A 17911-nucleotide genomic window follows, 5' to 3' on the forward strand; every position below is an offset into this window, starting at 1 on the left:
GTCTGCCCATGATCGTTATCTCGCTCCGGCAAGACCTACTTCACGGGATCGAGTTGCAACAGGCGCCGAGCGTTTTCATCGCTTAGAAGCGCCAGGAGCATATTGGGATCTTGCTTCAGGCCATGCCACTGCGGGACGCCCCAGCTCGTGTTGTAGGCCCCAAGCTGGCCAAGCCGGCTGCCATCGTCTGGTCCTACTCCTTTCTTCAAGCCAATCCAGGGCCGGGTGATCGGTACGATCCTGCCGTCCTTGACCGTAAAGATCTGCGCTGCGGAATCTCGGTTGCACTTGGCGAGCCCGGCATTCCAGTCGTCAACGATCCGTATGCAGTAATCTGGCAGCGCTGCACTGCGCAGCGCCCCGCGCGCGTCCTGCACCCAAAGTTGCTCCGGCTTGCGCACACAAGGGGTCACCACTGCTTTCGCGGTGAGTGGATCGCCGCTCGACACCGCCATGCAACCCTCTGACCGGCCCATCACAACCTGGCTGAAGGCATCGGCATATCCTCCCGTACCGGAAACCAGACCCGAGTTGACGAGTCGAGCGCGCCAGGCTTTGACTGTTTCCGGTGCCTTGGCGTCCAGGCCTGCGGCGTTGTTTGTCATCCAATCATTCAGTGCGTCGGCGCTGATACGTGTACGCTCAATCCGTTTCCAGGTTTCTGCAGCGGGGCCACTCAACTGTGGGAGCCGGTCACGCCAGCTGTCCAACAAGAGTCGGAGATTGCTGTCGGGGAACGGGGGCTTGTCGTTACCGATGGCTTTCAACGCGGCTTCGATTTGCGGCATCTCCCGCGCAGCCAGTGCTTCATAGCCGGCCGATTCGCCCACCACCACCGCGGCCGCCATGGCCGGCAGATTTTGGGGAAACACGACTTCGGCAAGCCGTGTGATCCGATCGCCCTTGCGGCACGACAACGAGGCGCTCTGTGGCTGATCTGCCTCGGCGATGTTGACGTGGAACTTGTTGGTGCTGTCCTTCCTGATCCGGTCGGCATGCAGATTGATGGATTTGCTTCCGTTGGCAAAGCGCACGTCAATCCAGCATGCTGCACTTGCCGCGGCATCGGGTGCGGGCAGCTTATCGAACACCATGCCATAGTTGGCTCTGGCGGGCGGATACATCACCGCGGTGTTGTTGCTCGGGTCGTAAGCACCCAAGAGCGTGAAGACCGGTACGCCGAAGCGGGTCGGCGGCGCCCTGTCGTCCCCTGGGGTCGCAGGTACCACTTTCTGGCTCGCGACATCCCACCGGCTGTAGCCCGTGGCCGAGCCCTGGTCGAACCAGGCCTTGTCCATGAACTTTTGAATGCGCGTTGCGGTGTAACCGGTGTAGTACGTGTACCTGGAGAGCATCGAATCCGGCTCCAGCCAGGCGCCGGACATGGGGTCTTTCTGATAGATGTACTGGTGGGCGAAGGATTGCGGATTCACTGTGCCGGCACCAGGATCCCGTTCTTTGGCCGACCACATCAGATTGCTTCGCATCCGCTTGCGGTGGTCGATGTAGCCCCATCCGCTGTCGGCATGGTGGTTTGCCCAGAAGCCGTCGTTGCCGACCTGACCGGGAAAGTGGCCCATCCCGTAGTGGTGACCCAGCTCATGGCTGAATTCGTTTCCGTAGCTCGTGCTGAGCGTGGCCATGGCGCCGCCGCCGGAACCGCCATGCACTTGAACACCGTTGGCGTAGTTGCCTGCGGAGTGGTGATAGACAATCTGCGGCGTGGTTTCGCCGATACTCTGATCGCCGTTGATCGAACTGCTGACGCCGTAATTGGCTAGATTGATGCCGATGCTGAACTGCGACTTGCCTACCTGTTCGCGCATGTCGCCGCCATGATAGTCACCGTTGGACTTGCTGGCGCCGGTCAGAATGGTGCCATCCGCGAGCATGACCTTGTCCAGCTTCACATCCTCATAGCTTGCCACGGTCAACTGAGATACCGGGAGTAGCTGGAAGTAGTCTGTTGCCGCAAGCGCAGGCTTGGTCAGCATGGGTTGGCCATCGTTGTCGATCGGTGGCGAAGTAAGCATGCCGAGACGGATACCCCAGATATACATCTTTGCCGGAGCGGCCATCTCGATCTGGCTTGCGACCAACGTACCGAACTGCCCCGATTCGTCGCGAAATACAAGCGCCATGCCGGGCTTCACGACAGTCCAGGGCAAAACGGTGCTCCAGGCGCGCTTCGTATACGCAACGTCAGGACGGCCATCGGTGCCGGTAACATCGGTCGCAGGCAGTTGATTCGGGGTAGCCATCACGACGGTGTGCTGCGTTACGCCGTCCACTTGCACCTCGACACGGACCTTGCCCGCGGGGCTGCGCTGCGGCGTGAACAGCAGCAACGCGTTGCGAGAAGTGACCAGCGTTGGCAGGTTATTCTCGGTATTGCCTTTGGGATTGATCGAGTGGCTCTGGACGAACTGCACCATGCCAGGCAGTGCGCCCGCCAGATCATTCCGTATCGGCCGGGGCTGATTGGCCCGGGTCACATCAAAGAAGCCAAGCGCTGATGCGAAGTTCGGAAATGGCGGCAGGTTCGCAGTCGGATCGGCTTTTGGCCCGCCTGCCCCGACGCCGCCGTCCCCCGTCGCTGCGCCGCCGATGCTCCCCTTGGCTGCGGGACTGCCCGCCGCTGCGTCGTCTCCGCCACCACACGCAGTCAGGACAGCCGCTGAAATGCCGAGCAAAAAGATCCCCGTGCACCGCCATACGGCCGTCGCCTTCGTGAAAGATTTCACGTCAAATTCTCCAGTAAGCTAGTCGATACCGCGCCTTGCCTTCCGGTTCGCCCAGAATCTCCCGCAAGCCCTCTACACCGTTGAACGCATGCGGGTGTTCCTCCGTCGAGCAATGCGAAACGGGATGAGATTTTGGAAGTATTGAAGGAATTCAAATATTTAATTCAGACAGTTTTGCTGAATGAGTAGCAAAATTCACTCACTGCCGGGATACAGGGGATGGCGCTATTACGCCATCTCGAGCCAGCAAACAATAATCAGACTTGTAGCCAGCGCCGGCGAGATAATCAGAAAGTCCGATCCTTCACGAGTACCATATCAGTTTAAGAGGATTTCGAATCCCGGGCGCACCCTACTTTATTGTTTAACAATTCTGAATTTTTGTGCATTGTCAGCTTTGTGGTCGTTAATCTGAATGCTTGTACCGTCCACCGTGCTTCCTCCGGCAACCTCCAGTCGTTTGGATGGATCGCTGGCGGGTGCGAGCACGTAGTAGCCGTTGCCAACATTCTTAATTTGCCAGCGCTGTGCCTTACTACCATTGTCATCTTGAATCTGGACCTTGGACTCGTTACCGATGCCGGTGACATTGAATGATTTGGATAAGGCATGCATCGGCTGGAGCAGGTAATATCCGTCGCCGGTGCTCGTCAGCCTCCATTGCTGGTCGAGGACAGATGGTGTGTTGTCGGGCCGGAGGACGACTGAGGTGTCGTTTCCGGCGCCATTCACGCCGAGCACGCTGGTATTGTCCAGCGCAGAGAAGATTTTGTAAGTGGCGCCGGACTCGAATTCGGGTCGCTGATATACCTTTACAGAATCCACTTCCATGTGGAAGGGCAAGTGGGAATTATTGATCTTCTCCGCATACCCATCTCCCTCACTCCCGCCCGACTGGTTGAGGATGATATAGAAAGGCTTGTCGAATGGCCATTCGCGCCGAGTGGCATTGACTGGCTTAGAATAGGTATGGTACAACGAACCGTTAACATAGAACTTTAGTTCGGTGGGACTCCATTCCAATCCATAGGTATTAAAATCGTCGACATTATAGAGTCCGTTTCCGCTGCTGGTGTAGCTTTCCTCTCCCTTTTCTGTCGGGGACATGATGGCATTCCCGTATACCACGGGGTTGAATTTTAAATGTTCCATGATGTCGATCTCACCGTCATCGGGCCAATCGCCGTCTTCCGGTAGCATCCAGATGGCTGGCCAGGAACCATCGCCCTGATTGAATTTCGCTCTTACCTCCACTTTGCCGTAAGTAAATTCGAGTTTATCGGCAGTTGTAACGCATCCGGAGTGGTAAGCAATGGGATCGTCGGCGATCACTGCATCGTCCAACCGGAGTACAAGGCGCCCGCCGGTTTGGGAGGCGTAGGCAGGGGTGTTGGTGATAGTTGTGTCCCAGTCCGAGCCAGGCTTTTTGGTGTTGCGTTTGCAATACGACCATTTGCTGGGATTGAAACCCCCGTCATATTTTTTATCTTTGAAGTCCTCAGAAAAAATAAGCTGCCAGTCAGTATCTGCTGCCTTGGCGGCATGTGCCGAATGGCTAGAATTTGTCGTGAGAGGTTTCACATCCTCGGGGGAATCCATACCGCAGGCAGACAACATAAATACGCTGAGTAGCAGTGCATGGGTTCTCATAGGTATCCTTTTACATGTTTTCTCGGCCCGGGCGACCGCGACTTCGATCGCGTTCGTGAGCACATCGAGACTCCGCGCAACTTGCAGCGGCGTCATTTCGTACTCCTATTAGTACATCGTACCGTTCGAATGCTTGCCCCTCGAAGGCCCGTGCGACGTCAATACCGACCACATGCGTTCAATGCCGGCAGTGGCACGCTGAAGCGGGCAACCGCGCGTTATCGGGGACCGCCTTCGTCGCTGCAAGCCCTTTAACGACAGAGCGGAAACCGCAGTGCAGCATGCTCGCCCGTCAGTTACAAGGATTGTAGGGAGCCATATACCGCCGCGTACGTAATATATTGTGATGATATGTCGTGCAACTTTACCGGGCTTCGGATTGGCCGGTGTAAGCGACGTTGGCTACTTTTGCCCATCCACCGAAAACTGAAAATCTCACCCAAGCCCTTGCCTGGCAAGGCTTCCCGAGTCCAACGAGTGGCGAACCGGACGTCTTGTGAGCGGGATCTCCGGTTTCCTCGTCGCTCTCTTCGGCTGCTGCCTGGAGCATGCAGGCCCAGTACTCCGGGTCAGCGTAATACGAAACGAGCGCGTCGATGTCGACGGGCATGGTCGCGGCGCCGAAATCCACCACGCCGAACAGGTTGACGTGCCGCCAAGCGACCAGCGACATGCTGGCGATAAACGCCATCGCGACCTCGTCGCCCGTGGCGCACTTCTGCTCATGGGCACGCGAGAGCAAAGCCGTGTTGTAGTGGATGATGCCGTTGGCGATCAGGTGGGCGCACTCGTTCCACAGTTGCTGCTCGGCTTCGATGTCGGTAAAGGCCAGCGTCACGCCGTCGCACTCGATCGAAACGGCAAGCGTCTGTACAACAAGATGCTACCCGACGACGAGGCGCAAGCTGCGCGCTCTCATCGCCGAACTCAAGACTCGTGGCCGACTCCTGTTCGTCGTCGACCAGCCTTCCTCATCGGCGCACTTCCAGTGGCCGTCGCCTGCGCCGAAGGCATGCTCGTCGCCTATCTGCCGGGACTGACCATGCGCCGCATCGCCGATCTGCATGCAGGTGAAGCCAAGTCCGACGCCCGCGATACCGCGATCATTGCCGAAGCGGTCTGCTCGATGCCGCATACGCTGCGCTCGCTTCGATTGGCCGACGAGCAGCTTGCCGAGCTCACCATGCTTTGCGGCTTCGACGACGATCTCACCGCCCAAGTCACTCAAACCAGCAACAGCATTCGCGGCCTGCTCACCCAGATCCATCCGGCGCTCAAGCGCGTTCTCGGACCGCGCCTCGACCATCCGGCGGTGCTCGACCTGCTTGAGCGCTACCCGTCGCCCGCCGCGTTTGCCGCAACCAGCGAGAAGACGCTCGCCAACCGCGTGACCAAGCTCGCGCCCCGCATGGGCAAAAGCTTGGCGGCTGAGATCGTTCAGGCTCTGAACGAACAAGCCGTGATCGTGCCCGGAACGCAAGCCGCCACCATCGTCATGCCTCGCTTGGCCCAACAGCTTGCGGCTTTGTGTAAGCAGCGCGACGAGGTCCGCAGCGCGCGCAACGCCACGTGGATGAACCACCACACTGCGCTGGCATGTCGCTGTCTATATCGCGCACTGTCTCTGGCGATATCCGTTCTGTTTCGCATCCAATGCGGATTTATCGACGCAGCACGAGTAGGGGAACTGGACGCGGAATCTAATACGCGCTCGCAAGCGAGTTCGCCAAACTGTCAACCCATGCAGCATCCGCGTCCCATTTGCAAAGACGCGCAGCTCTCAACAGTGCGCCCCCGATTGGCGGCAATGATGGTGGCGCAGGCACCCGGCCAATCCGGGAAATCAGGTGACCCAGAACAACTTCACTGGCGAACACGCCTCCGGCGTAACTCCAGTCAGCAGACTTCGGCAAACCGCTTCGCTCGAAGCCCGCTTTCGCGTGCTCGTAAAGCTGATCACCTGCACGCTCCAGGATTAAGCGCGCTGTCTCGTTGACCAGCGCAATCTCGCTGACGAGTTTTGCCACGCTTGCAATCCGCGATCTCCGCGCCGCCTCGGCATACGACCAGCCAATCAGATCCGCTTCGGCAAGACGCAGCCCATCCAGTAGCAAGTGCGCAAAATCGACATCAAGTCCACGCCCATCCAATGCGCGTGTGGCTTCCGACAGCGCCTCGCGACCAATCCAATACGCGCTTCCTTCGTCGCCAAATGCGTCCCCCCAACCGCCAATCCTTATGTCTGCACCGCTGCCGTCACCGGCCCACGCCATCGAGCCCGTGCCAGCCAAAAGCAAAACCCCGCCCCGGCCCGCAAAGGCCCCGTCAAAGGCCACCTGAACATCGTTGACGACCTCGTGGTTCACGGGAAACAGGCCGGCACACATGTCGCGTTGTGCCCGAGAAATTGTTTCCACCTCTCCGAAGAACGGGAGCCCCACCACCGCGGCGCATACGTGGGGCATATAGCGGGCAGCAGAATCGACGAGACGCGCGATTTCCCGGGTCCAAACAGGGCCGCCGTTCGGATCAAGCGTAGACCCTTGGGTAACAAACGGGACTACCCCTGAACGGTCGGCAATCGCCAGCAACGTCTTTGTGCCCCCGGCATCAATCCCCAACACGAACTCTGGGGCCGACATCATGAACCACTCGCCCGATGGCCGGAATCTGTTCCCGTGCTCTCGACGGTGATTAAATTGATGCCCGCCTTCCTCAGCCTCGACTGTTCCTCCGCAGGCAAGGACGAATCCGAAATCACGCGCATTCGACTATTCAGCTCTGCGACCAGAAATGTGGAACGCCGACTGAATTTGCTCGCGTCGGCAAGAACGATCGTACTCGCCGCTCTTTCGATCATATGTTCGTTGATGCTGGCTTCGGCGGAATCCATGCTGTAGATTTTGTGATCGTCGCCAATTGCGCCGGCTCCCAGGAACAACTGGTCCAGCCACAGTCGATCGAGCGCCAACTCGGCCGCCGGACCCACCATCGACGCATTCTCGTTACGCAGTTGTCCGCCTATGAGCGAGACGCGCACCTTCGGCACATTCATCAAGCGGTGCGCAACGACCAGACCGTTTGTCACGACGGTCAACGGGATTGGATTGACCCGTAGCAGGTGAGCCAGTTGCAGGACAGTCGTTCCGGCATCGAGGAACACTGCGCTGTTCGGCGTCAAGAGGTCATATGCCGCCGCCGCGATTGCCCTTTTTTCGCGCAGATGTTGATTTTCGCGGACTTCGAATGCGACCTCGGTATCCACTCCCTTCGAGATGCGGGCGCCCCCATGGCTACGTTCGATGACGCCTTGCTCCTCAAGAATCTGAAGATCCCGTCGGATAGTCGCCAGGGATGCGCCGACCCCCTCGGCAAGCGCCTGAATCGAGGTTTCGCCGTTTGAATACAAATGATGCCTAATGGCCTCTAATCGGTTCGTTTTCATATCTCATCGCGATATACAGACAGCATCAATAGCAAGCTTCAAGCCCTGGCTTCACCACGCTATTCGATGCCGGCGCGCGTTAGGGACCAGTCACCGCTTTGTGGTAGGTGTCGAATACCTGGCTGACCGCATATTCCAGCAAAACCGTGGGTGTCGCCTGGATAGCACCTGACCGGACAGCCGGATATAGCGCATTCAGGTATTGGCTGACCAGCGTCTCGGGAACCGTCATGCCATCAAGACGTTCCAGCAACGCGTTCACCGCCGCCTGCGCTTCCGGCAATGCCCAATAGTAACGGATACGGTCGCTGTAACTGAAGTGCCGCTGGACGCGAATTTCATCGTCGGTGCCGTGATAGTACTTCTCCCAGTGTTCCGGCCTGGCTATCATGAGGCGTTCCATCGACGCCGCCAAAGTTTCCGCTTCGGGCACCGGGGCGAGCACTTGTGCAATCGCGTCTAGCCCATAGAGCGCTTCGCGGTAGGCAAAGGTAAGACCCGGACCGACCTTCAGGATGGCGAATCCATCTCGAACCAGTTCGGCCAATGCGCCGGCCGGCTGATAATCCGTCGAATGCGCCTCGAAGACGTACCCGTGTCCCGTTGAAAGCAACGCGCCAAGATCACGTGCTCGCTCCGGGCGATACACGATGACGTTCTGGTGGCCAAATTCGACGCCGGGCTGGACGACTACGCCGATTACCCGATCGAAAGCCGCGGAGAGCCCCGCTTGTTCAAATGCTGCGCGATGGACGTCGATCGTCCGCTGCGCAGCGGATGGTCGCGTTACTTCAAGATGATCAATTACCTCAAGCGCCCCGCCTGGTACCGGAACCTCGGTACCAATCACGTAGAGCGGCGGGGCCTCCCGGGAAGCGGCGGATTCTGCGGAGCGAACAAGCCGCACTGCACGCTGAGCAACGACCTCGTCCGATAGCATCTCAGGCTCTCCGTGACAGCCCATGCTGGCGTCGATGTGTAACTTGCGGAATCCCGCGTGCACATAAGCGGCAATCATCGCCTCGGCGCGCGTCATCGCATCATCGGACGAAAGCTTCTTCCACGGGGTCGGTCCCAAATGGTCGCCGCCCAGGATCAGACGTTCCGTATTGAAACCGACCCTTACCGCGATTTGCGCGACAAACCGCCGGAAGTCGGCGGGGGTCATTCCCGTATAACCGCCCTCCTGGTTTACCTGATTGCAAGTCGCCTCGATCAGAACATCTACGTCGTGAACGAGTGCGTGCCGAAGCGCCGCCTCGATCACGACCGGATGAGCCGTACAGACGGAGAAAAAACCCAGGCGCCCGACGTTGCCAGCTCGCCCGGTCATGGATTGCACCAGAGTACTGTTCATGTTCTGCATCCCGGTGCGAAATCGAAACGTCGACCTGTTTTCAGATCAAAAAGGTGAATGTCCTCGGCGGCGACAGTCAACGGGATCGAGCCGCCATGCGTGATACGATTCCGCCCCCCAAGAATCAGGGTGGCCGGGTGCCGGCCGATTGCCCCGTGCAGATGCGACTCTGCCCCGGTTGCCTCGATGGTAGAAACGTCGATGTTCAGAGCACTTTTTCCTTCGGCGATATTGAAATGCTCGGGTCTGATGCCGCAAACGACTTTCGTCCCGGATTCAACCGGCACGTCCTTTCCGAGCGCGATGACGATTCCATCATCGATGTCGACATACGTTTGCCCCTGCTGGTGCACGACCGATCCTTCCATCAGGTTCATTGCGGGAGAGCCGATGAATCGCGCAACAAACAGATTCGCCGGGCGATCGTAAAGGTCGAGCGGAGCGCCCACCTGTTCAATATGACCGTGGTTCAACAGAACGATCCGGTCTGCCATCGTCATCGCTTCGATCTGATCGTGCGTGACATAGATCGAGGTTGTCCCGAGCCGCTGCTGGAGGGATTTGACTTCCCGGCGCATTTGCACCCGTAGCTGCGCGTCCAGGTTCGATAGAGGCTCGTCGAACAGGAACACCTGGGGCTTGCGGACGATCGCGCGCCCCATCGCCACGCGCTGACGTTGGCCGCCCGACAATTGTTTGGGAAGCCGATGCAGATAAGGGGTAAGCCCCAGTATTTCAGCGGCTTCACCGATTGCCTTTTTAATTTCGTCCTTCGCCGTTCCGCGAATCTGAAGGCTGAACCCCATGTTTTCCGCCACGCTCAGATGAGGATAGAGCGCGTAGTTCTGAAAAACCATGGCGATGTCCCGATCTTTGGCCGGAAGATTGTTGATCAGCCGTTCACCGATGAAGATCCTTCCATCCGTGATGCTTTCCAGGCCGGCAATCATGCGCAACAGCGTCGATTTCCCGCTGCCGGATGCGCCGACAAGCGCCACAAATTCGCCGTCCCGAATCGAAATGTTAGCGCTTTCGATGACCGACTGGCTTCCATAGCTCTTTCTGACATTGGTGATCTCGACATTGGCCACGAGACACCTCCTTTAAAAATTTTCGATGACGCCTTGGACGCGCACCGACACACGACCCTTGTCAGGCGTTATAGCGTGACGACCTTGTTCAAATGACGCGGAGCGGTTGTGTCGAGGCCGCGCAGTTCGGCGACTCGCTCACCCAGAATCTGCAGGGCGGGAAGCACCATGATTGCCCGGCTTTCGGCCACCCCCGGGAGTTCGATTTCTACACTTCCCGGTCCGCCGAAACCCAGGACCATCGCCCCCTTCTCGATCAACTCCGCCGCCAGCTTCGCTTCCTCGTCACGCGTGTCCGGGCTGTAAAGCAGAACGGCCAGCGTTTTGTCGTCCACCAGGCTGACAGGCCCGTGCCGGTACTCCATCGTGTGATAGGTATTGGCATAGCTCAGACTCATCTCTTGTACCTTGATGCTGCCTTCACCTGCAATTCCATACATCGGACCCGCACCCAGATAGACAAAGTGGGATCGTTCCGCCAACGCATCGGGAAGCGCCCTGTCAAGTTTTCCCATCGTCGCCATGGCGTCGTTCACGACGCTACCTTCGAGCGTCACGCCCGCCAGACGCAAACCCATTATCAACATCAAGCTCGCCGATGACGTCATCACGATGCCTTCGCTCGGATGGGTCTCTGCAAAGACAACCGAGTCCGCATGACGGGTAATGCTGCTGTCGGCTTCGCACGTGATCGCGGTCGTCTTAAGACCAGCGGCCCGGCTGACTTCAAGCGCCTGTACCGTCTCGGTCGACTCGCCACTTCGCGACAACGCAATGACGTGAACATTCGCATCGCTCGCAACATAGGCGCGCCGGCGCCGTGCCCACTCCCCTCCGGGCACGGCGATCGCACTCGACCCGCGAAGACTGAGCGAGGCGGCAATACATTGGGCGAGATGATACGAAGTGCCGCAGCCGACGATCACGAACTTGCAATCGGTCGGTTCAAGAGACGGCGTGGCAAGTGCCGCCGGCCAGAATTGAAACTGTTCCTGGATAACGCGTTCGGTCACATTCATTGATTAATTCCTTTTTGCAAAGAGGCGCTACTTGCCTGATCCGGCCATGAGGCCCTGAACAAGGAAGCGGTTCAAAAAAAGCACGACGATGATCGGAGGAATGATGGCGAGCATGCCGGCCGCATTCATCAGCCCGTAGTCGACATAGTTGCGACTGACAAATTCCGGAATGAGGACGGTCAGGGGCTTAGTCGCCAGGGTCGGCGAAAAAACCAGCGGAATCATGAACTGCCCCCAGGCACTCAGGAACGTGAGAATCGCACTGGCTATCAATCCCGGCGCAGCCAGCGGAAGGACGATCTTGACCAGCGTGTAGGTACGACCTGCGCCGTCCATCCACGCTGCCTCCTCCAACGACAACGGCAGCGATTGGTACACGCTTCGCATGAGCCAGAGCGCAAGTGGTAGGAACGCCGATACATAGATCATCGTGACGCCAAAGTAGGTATCGATAAGCTTCAACGACACCATGAGCCGGTAAAGCGGAATCATGACCGTATAGGCCGGAATAGCCAGAGACGCGACCACCATGACGAAAATGACATTTCGGCCAGGGAACTTGAGACGAACAAACGCGTATGCCCCGATCGCGGCAAGCGCGACGGTGACGACCGTTGCCAGCAGGGACGTAATCAGGCTGTTGACAAGCGCCCGACTGAACTGCGGCCATACCGATTGCACCGCGCTTCCCTGAAACGAACTGGTCGCGCCGAGAAGTTCGCGATAGTGCTCGAGCGTCACATGCGGCGGAAAGAAGTGCGGCGGCGCCGATACCAGGTCCGTCGGCGCCGTAAAGCTTGTGACAAGCGCCCAGTACACCGGCCCCAGCGACCATATCAACAAAGCAGCCGCGCAAATCAGCAAGCCGAAGCGGGAAAGAAATGAGCCGCGCATCAGTCGTACCTCGTTTCGCGATAGACGCGTAAAACATAGACAAGCGAGATCAACAGGGAGGCAAACATGACGAGAACCGACAGCGCCATACCGTACGAAAAGCGAAGGTCCTGAAAAGCGGACATGTAGACCTGAACGAGAACCGGGCGAGTGTCCAGGCTTGACCCATTCAGGATCCATGCCTCGTCGAACAGATTGAATGCAAATACCGTTGATTGACTCAGCGCGATAGCGAGTCCACCCGAAATCAGCGGCAAGGTCACTTTGGAAAACATGCGAATCGGACCTGCGCCATCGAGACGAGCCGCCTGATAGAGTTCCGCAGGGATGCTCTGCAATGCCGCCAGCAAGATGACCGCTGTCAGCGGCAGCATGCGCCAGACGTGGACCAGTGCCACAAGCAGCAATGCTGTAGTGCGGTCGTTGAACCAGACGTGATACGAGCCGATCAGTCCGGCGGATTGCAGGGCACCGTTGAGGAGGCCATAGCTCGGGTTGTAGATCCACGCCCACACGATTGCGTTGACGACCGGCGGCAACGCCCACGGCAGAACCACGGCGGCCAGCAGCCAACGTCGGCCCCAGGTAATCCTGTTCAGCAATAAAGCTGCAGCCAGACCTCCTACCGTTTCCAGAACGACTGCAAATACGACATATTCCATCGTATTTACCCAGGCCTGCTGCACACGGGGGTCGCTCATCAATGCCCAGTAATTCGCGAGGCCGATGAACGGCGTTCCGGGCCGCATGGGGTCGACCCTGTGCAAGCTGTCCCACAGAGTGACTAAAACGGGACCGAAGACCAGTAATCCCATGATGATGACGATGGGCGCCGCGAAGGCTAAACCCAACCAGCGTTCGCCGTTGAAGGTCGAACGCTTGTCAACATGAAATGGAGCAGTCTCGGAGGTGACGACTTCGGAGGTCATGGCTCTTTTCCTAAGCGATCAGTTCACTGCTTTTGGGCTTCAGTCGTCTGGGCAGCAATTTGCTTGATGGCGGCATCGACAGTGAGCTGCCCTTTCGCGGCTTGATTGATCGCGGTGGAAACCGCGCTGCTGAACTGCGGATACCATCCGGGCGTTCCCTGTTTGAAAAGCGGTTCGACGACGGCGGCCTGGGCAAGAAGCGCCTTTCCGCTGGCGAGCTTGCCGCTTTCCTGGAGCGATTTCAGTACACTGGTACGAGTCGGCAGGTTTCCAAGAGCCGTGTAGCTTTCCATCTGGTTCTCGGGCGCGACGAACCAGCGAATGAAGACTTCAGCCGATTTCTTGTGCGCAGATGCTGCAGGAATGCCGACAGCCTCCGGCAACCCAAACGTTCGTGTCTTTCCGGACACCGTCGGCATAAGCGCGCCTTCGGCTGCTTTCGCCACCTTCGACTTCGACGGATCCGTGTAGACGGAGAGATTTCCGGCCCAACCCGCAACGTCAAAGCTCGCCTGCCCGTTTTTGAAGAGCTCCTGAACCTCGACGTCCTTCAGGCCGGTCGACGCGGGATCGATAAGCCCTGCCTTGAGCGCGCCAATTTCCCATGCCAGGGCCTTGTAGCCGGCAGAGTCGGGCGACGTGAACGAGGGCTTCAGATCGTTATCGAAGAGGTCCCCGCCGAAGGCCTTGGTGAGCAGGTACCAGGCCGTCGCGGTGCCTTCCGTCGCCGAGAGTGGAAGCGCAATCGGAAACTTCGCTATCCCTTTTTCCTTGATGGTCTTGGCGTCGGCAAGCAATTCGGCCAGCGTCTTCGGCGGCTGGGCGATACCGGCCGCGCTCAACTGCTCGCGATTGAAGATGAGAAGGCGAAAATCGTTGTTATAAGGAACGCCGATCAGTTTCTTGTCATAGGTAAAGATCGAGGTTGCAGGCAAGTCCTTGGCCGTTGCCGCATCGACAGAAGCATTCAAGGGGGCATACCAACCCGACGAACCGAATTGACCCACCCACGACCAGTCGATTTCTGTGACATCGGCAGGCGGGCTGCCTGCGATCGATGCCGTGATGATTTTCGTTCTGATCTCGTCCCAGCCCAGCGTTTGCAGACTCAGCTTGATACCGGTCTGCGCGGTAAAACGGTCGGTCATCCCTTTCGGCAACGTCGCCCACGGCGGTAGCAAAACGGTAACCGTCTCCCCCGTCAGTGGCACTGCCGCTTGCGCGCCGGCCGGCAGAGCGGCGGAAAGCACGACGGCCGCCATAAGCATTTTTCTTTTCATCTTGCTGCCTCCTGTACTGGTTGTGGGGGGTGATGGAAGGGAAAGATACACCCCAAAAAAATCAAATTCAATCAGTATTATGACTTAATATGATTCATATGGCCGACCCTAATTTGATTCACCGAGTCGGCGACGAGACCGCCCTCGCTGCGCAAGACTCAAGTCCGAGCGGCGCGAGACAAGTTCCACAATGAGAGGGTTTCAACGAGAGCCAACGGGTCGCCAACTTTTTCAGCATCCTGCGCGCCGTGGCCGCCGTGACAATCGGGCCTGGGGATGTGCTGGCCCGCCCTGACGTCGCCGCTGCGGCCGGCGGCAGGGTGCCGGCCGCCGCGACGACGACGCGTGCCCGCCCTCAGAACTTCTGGACGAGGGCGACGCGGCCGACCAGTTGGTTCTTGCTCGTTGACGGGCCGCTCGAACCGACGATGGCCGGCTGATCGAGACCGGTGCCGGTGTTCGAGTTCGCGTGCTGCCACGCGCCCTGAACGTAGACGGACGTGCGCTTGCTGAGGCTGTAGCTCGCCATCAGGGCAAGTTGAATCCAGTTGGCCGTGGAGTCCCCGCCAGCCCCGTTGAAATGAGCGTTCGTGTACGCAACCGAACCGGCCAGGAAAAATTCCGGACGCACGAAATACTGTCCGTTTACCTCGAAGTTGTTGAACTTCCACGAATTCCAGCCGGTGCCGATGCTGGACACGTATGCGTTCGCGACAGGGTTGTATACGTCGGTGTGCGAATACGCGAACGCGACGTTCGCGTTGTTCGCGAACGTCCACTTGACGCCTGCGCCGATGTTCTGCTGCGACGTTGCGGTGAAGACGGCGTCGCTGGTCAGCGCGCCGCCCTGGTTCGGGGCCTGCGCACCACCGTTGTTCGTTTTCATGTATGCGGCTGCAGCCGAGAAGGCGCCCATCGTATAGCTCAGCGCGGTGCTATAGCTGCGATTGTTCGCGGAGCCCGTCGTGTTGCTGAAACTGTACGTCGCTTCGCCCTGCAGGCCGGCGAACACGGGCGACACGTACTTGATCGTGTTGTTCGGACGAAAGCTGGTGTCGGCGTTGTCGTTGTCGAATGGATGCGCAGCGAAGTCTCCGATCGCGCCGCCGGCTCCGGTGAACGGGGCCCACAAGTCGACAGTCGCGTCGGTCTGGCGACCCAGCGTCAGCGTGCCCGCCTGCGTCGACGCCAGACCTACGTATGCATTGCGGCCGAACAGGCGGCCACCTTCGTTCGACTGGCCGTTACTACCGTTAAAGCCGCTTTCCAACGTGAACAGCGCGCTCAGGCCGCCGCCGAGATTCTCGGTGCCCTTCATCCCGAACATCGATTCCTGCGTGTTGCCACTGACCATCGCGAATGCGTGACTCCCCTGGGCGTTCGACGTGAAGTTCACGCCCATGTCCATTGCGCCGTATAGCGTCACGCTACTCTGCGCATGCGCCGTACCGGCCGCGAGCGATGCCGCCAAGGCGACTTCCGCCGTGAGATATGCCTTCTTCATGCTTTGCTCCTCCTGTTTGACTGACCCCGTTGACGTCCACGGTGGCGACACCGGGAAATCGACTGCCTTGATTGAAGCGTCACTGCAAACTTGTTGCCGAATACTTCGGCATCGACGCGCCGGGCCCTCTTCGGGCGAAACAGAGAGATCGCGGCGGCGACCGGCCACGATCGTGCGTCGGCGTTGACTTACAACCCGCCCCCCGAAAAAGCAGAAGCGAGGGATTCGCGTTATCCGCAGACAATTTAGTTCAACGAAATTATCGGTATCGATGTACTCCAGTTGGTCGAGGGCGGGTCTCACAATCGAACCCGAGGATGCGGGGCAACCTTTTCGAACTGGTCACCAGGAAAGATCAATATGCGTCACGCTATCAGTCAAAAAAATCTAATGCAATCATAATTGTGATGTGTTGTGGAGTGGCGTATGGATGCCGAGCGAGCGGTGCCTGCGCCTCATACTGGAAAGGCGCTCAGTTCCACGGCGAAGTCGGTCGTCCAAACTCGAAAAACAGGGCCATATGTCTGCAATACCGGGCTGCCCAGTTTCAAACCGGGCAGCACTGAACGGCATCCTGTTCGTGTTCAAGAGCGGGATGCGCTTGTACGACCTCTCGACCAGGCCAGATTCGGGGCGGTTGCTGCCGCTCGTCGGCATGATCCCGCCCATTCACGGTGTGCACGGTCGACCGCTTCGCAAGCCCAAAATCATCAGGCAGAACACGGCTACACCCCCGAGCCCCATCGTCAGCAGCTTCGCGAGCACGGCATCGAGCCCGCGATCGCCAGGCACGGCACCGAGCACGGTAGCGGGCTCGGCGAATACCGCTGGGTGGTCGAACGTACTCACGCATAGCGCTACAACTTTCGCCGTCTTCGCACGCGCTTTGCGCGTCGCGCCGACATTCACGAAGCACTCCTCAAACTTGGTTGCGTGCACGTTTTCCGGAAACATCTTCAGACGTACCGGCAGTCCTTTTGAAATGGACTCTAATAAAGGAGCGCTTGAAACCGGCCTTCGCGTTGAGCAAGCGCCAATGACGGACGACGGGTGTTCCAGACATCCCCGGCGAGCGCGATCGCGCCTCGCAGCGCAGCGCCATGCCCGAAGGCCGAAACCGTCACCTCGGGCGGGTAGGGAACGGCGCGCGCGAGGCAAGTCCGGATTTCATCCGCGACCCGCGGTATCCGTGACATTCCGCCGCCGATAACGACCCGTGATGGATCGAGAAGGAGCACCATATTCGCCACATGTGCGCTCAGGCTCGCGAGCGTGTCGTCGAGCAGGTGTGCCATCTGCGGATCCGTCAAGCACAGGTCGAATACTTCACGCGTCGTAACCGGGCGACCGAGCATCCTGCTGGCCCGGTCGCCGATCGCCCGACCTGAAACGAAATCTTCGAGCGGAGCGCCCCCTTCCGCAAATGGCGCTTCCCCCGGCACTCCGCGCAACTGATATCCGATCTCGCCGGCGGCACCGTGCGACCCGCGCAGCACCTTTCCGCCGATGACCGCAGCGGCTGCCAGTCCGGTTCCCAGGTTCAGATACAAGCCGCAATCGATACCGACGAGTGCGCCGCATCGCGCCTCGGCGAAGGCCGCCGCCTTGACATCGGTTTCGACGCCCACGCATTCAATCCCGAAGCCTTCGCGCAACTGGTCCGCGAGCACGAGCCGCTCCCACCCGGGGTTGTTCGGCGCAAGGCGGATGCCGTCCCGCTCGATGATGCCGGGCGTCACGGCGGTGACCGCACGAAGCGGCGCACCGAGCGTGACGACGGTCCGGGAGATCAGTCCCCACGCGGCTTCGAACATCCGCCGCATCACCGCATCCGCACCCTGTTGCGCCAGGGTCGGGATTTCGGTCTCGTGCAGACGGTGTCCCGACTGCGTGGTCGTGGCCATTGCGATCTTTGTGCCACCGAAATCGACAGCCAGTGCGAAGCCGTCGTCGCTGGTATTGACAGACCGGTCTGCCGGGAGGTCGTATGCGTTCATC

The 17911-nt window shown here is 59.0% G+C and carries 12 protein-coding genes and 3 pseudogenes; 2 read left to right on the forward strand and 13 right to left on the reverse strand.

Annotated elements, in window-relative coordinates:
- Positions 1 to 35: 35 nt before the first annotated feature.
- The 3 genes and pseudogenes from OEJ37_RS00820 to OEJ37_RS34990 form a co-directional block, all read right to left on the reverse strand.
- Positions 36 to 2744, reverse strand: a complete 2709-nt coding sequence (locus OEJ37_RS00820; protein ID WP_263342851.1) for a M66 family metalloprotease — start codon at positions 2742 to 2744, stop codon at positions 36 to 38.
- 357 nt (positions 2745 to 3101) lie between these two features.
- Positions 3102 to 4490: an RICIN domain-containing protein gene (locus OEJ37_RS00825; protein ID WP_263342852.1), complete on the reverse strand. Its 1389-nt coding sequence runs from the start codon at positions 4488 to 4490 to the stop codon at positions 3102 to 3104.
- A 418-nt stretch (positions 4491 to 4908) separates the two neighbouring features.
- Positions 4909 to 5208, reverse strand: a pseudogene (locus OEJ37_RS34990) (Tn3 family transposase); the annotation flags it as partial.
- Here OEJ37_RS34990 and OEJ37_RS34995 point away from each other — a divergent pair.
- Positions 5119 to 5604, forward strand: a pseudogene (locus OEJ37_RS34995) (IS110 family transposase); the annotation flags it as partial. The pseudogenes OEJ37_RS34990 and OEJ37_RS34995 overlap by 90 nt on opposite strands.
- Before the next feature lie 490 nt (positions 5605 to 6094).
- Here the strand turns inward: OEJ37_RS34995 and OEJ37_RS35000 are convergent.
- The 9 genes from OEJ37_RS35000 to OEJ37_RS00875 all read right to left on the reverse strand — a co-directional run bounded on the left by OEJ37_RS35000 (position 6095) and on the right by OEJ37_RS00875 (position 15913).
- Positions 6095 to 7039 (reverse strand): BadF/BadG/BcrA/BcrD ATPase family protein, encoded by a 945-nt coding sequence (locus OEJ37_RS35000; RefSeq protein ID WP_411859216.1) that lies wholly within the window; start codon positions 7037 to 7039, stop codon positions 6095 to 6097.
- Positions 7036 to 7839, reverse strand: a complete 804-nt coding sequence (locus OEJ37_RS00840; RefSeq protein ID WP_213268090.1) for a DeoR/GlpR family DNA-binding transcription regulator — start codon at positions 7837 to 7839, stop codon at positions 7036 to 7038. The genes OEJ37_RS35000 and OEJ37_RS00840 overlap by 4 nt, the downstream gene beginning before the upstream one ends.
- 79 nt (positions 7840 to 7918) lie before the next feature.
- The gene (locus tag OEJ37_RS00845) at positions 7919 to 9196 is read right to left on the reverse strand and encodes a D-tagatose-bisphosphate aldolase, class II, non-catalytic subunit (protein WP_263342855.1); all 1278 of its coding nucleotides are present in this window, start codon (positions 9194 to 9196) and stop codon (positions 7919 to 7921) included.
- Positions 9193 to 10287, reverse strand: a complete 1095-nt coding sequence (locus tag OEJ37_RS00850; RefSeq protein WP_263342856.1) for an ABC transporter ATP-binding protein — start codon at positions 10285 to 10287, stop codon at positions 9193 to 9195. The genes OEJ37_RS00845 and OEJ37_RS00850 overlap by 4 nt, the downstream gene beginning before the upstream one ends.
- Positions 10288 to 10355: 68 nt before the next feature.
- Positions 10356 to 11306, reverse strand: a complete 951-nt coding sequence (locus tag OEJ37_RS00855; RefSeq protein ID WP_263342857.1) for an SIS domain-containing protein — start codon at positions 11304 to 11306, stop codon at positions 10356 to 10358.
- Positions 11307 to 11333: 27 nt separating this feature from the next.
- Positions 11334 to 12200, reverse strand: a complete 867-nt coding sequence (locus tag OEJ37_RS00860; protein ID WP_263342858.1) for a carbohydrate ABC transporter permease — start codon at positions 12198 to 12200, stop codon at positions 11334 to 11336.
- Positions 12200 to 13129, reverse strand: coding sequence for a carbohydrate ABC transporter permease (locus OEJ37_RS00865; protein ID WP_263342859.1), 930 nt, complete (start codon positions 13127 to 13129; stop codon positions 12200 to 12202). Before OEJ37_RS00865 ends, OEJ37_RS00860 begins: the two co-directional genes overlap by 1 nt.
- A gap of 23 nt (positions 13130 to 13152) precedes the next feature.
- Positions 13153 to 14409: an extracellular solute-binding protein gene (locus OEJ37_RS00870; protein ID WP_263342860.1), complete on the reverse strand. Its 1257-nt coding sequence runs from the start codon at positions 14407 to 14409 to the stop codon at positions 13153 to 13155.
- A gap of 355 nt (positions 14410 to 14764) precedes the next feature.
- Complete coding sequence (locus OEJ37_RS00875) at positions 14765 to 15913, reverse strand: porin (protein WP_263342861.1); 1149 nt, start codon at positions 15911 to 15913, stop codon at positions 14765 to 14767.
- Positions 15914 to 16538: 625 nt separating this feature from the next.
- On the opposite strand from OEJ37_RS00875, the pseudogene OEJ37_RS00880 reads away from it, so the two are divergent.
- A pseudogene (locus OEJ37_RS00880) lies at positions 16539 to 16892 on the forward strand (IS5/IS1182 family transposase); the annotation flags it as partial.
- A 10-nt stretch (positions 16893 to 16902) separates the two neighbouring features.
- On the opposite strand, the gene OEJ37_RS00885 reads toward OEJ37_RS00880, so the two are convergent.
- Complete coding sequence (locus tag OEJ37_RS00885) at positions 16903 to 17910, reverse strand: ROK family protein (RefSeq protein ID WP_263342862.1); 1008 nt, start codon at positions 17908 to 17910, stop codon at positions 16903 to 16905.
- Between the last annotated feature and the right edge of the window lies 1 nt (position 17911).

Source organism: Burkholderia sp. BKH01 (assembly GCF_025685725.1).
GTDB lineage: Bacteria > Pseudomonadota > Gammaproteobacteria > Burkholderiales > Burkholderiaceae > Burkholderia > Burkholderia pyrrocinia_C.

What these genes read in the sequence shown, in the direction of transcription:
- OEJ37_RS00840 (WP_213268090.1), bottom strand. Translation starts at nt 7,839, where the DNA reads ATGAAAACGAACCGATTAGAGGCCATTAGGCATCATTTGTATTCAAAC.
- OEJ37_RS00860 (WP_263342858.1), bottom strand. Translation starts at nt 12,200, where the DNA reads ATGCGCGGCTCATTTCTTTCCCGCTTCGGCTTGCTGATTTGCGCGGCT.
- OEJ37_RS35000 (WP_411859216.1), bottom strand. Translation starts at nt 7,039, where the DNA reads ATGATGTCGGCCCCAGAGTTCGTGTTGGGGATTGATGCCGGGGGCACA.
- OEJ37_RS00870 (WP_263342860.1), bottom strand. Translation starts at nt 14,409, where the DNA reads ATGAAAAGAAAAATGCTTATGGCGGCCGTCGTGCTTTCCGCCGCTCTG.
- OEJ37_RS00825 (WP_263342852.1), bottom strand. Translation starts at nt 4,490, where the DNA reads ATGACGCCGCTGCAAGTTGCGCGGAGTCTCGATGTGCTCACGAACGCG.
- OEJ37_RS00885 (WP_263342862.1), bottom strand. Translation starts at nt 17,910, where the DNA reads ATGAACGCATACGACCTCCCGGCAGACCGGTCTGTCAATACCAGCGAC.
- OEJ37_RS00855 (WP_263342857.1), bottom strand. Translation starts at nt 11,306, where the DNA reads ATGAATGTGACCGAACGCGTTATCCAGGAACAGTTTCAATTCTGGCCG.
- OEJ37_RS00865 (WP_263342859.1), bottom strand. Translation starts at nt 13,129, where the DNA reads ATGACCTCCGAAGTCGTCACCTCCGAGACTGCTCCATTTCATGTTGAC.
- OEJ37_RS00875 (WP_263342861.1), bottom strand. Translation starts at nt 15,913, where the DNA reads ATGAAGAAGGCATATCTCACGGCGGAAGTCGCCTTGGCGGCATCGCTC.
- OEJ37_RS00845 (WP_263342855.1), bottom strand. Translation starts at nt 9,196, where the DNA reads ATGAACAGTACTCTGGTGCAATCCATGACCGGGCGAGCTGGCAACGTC.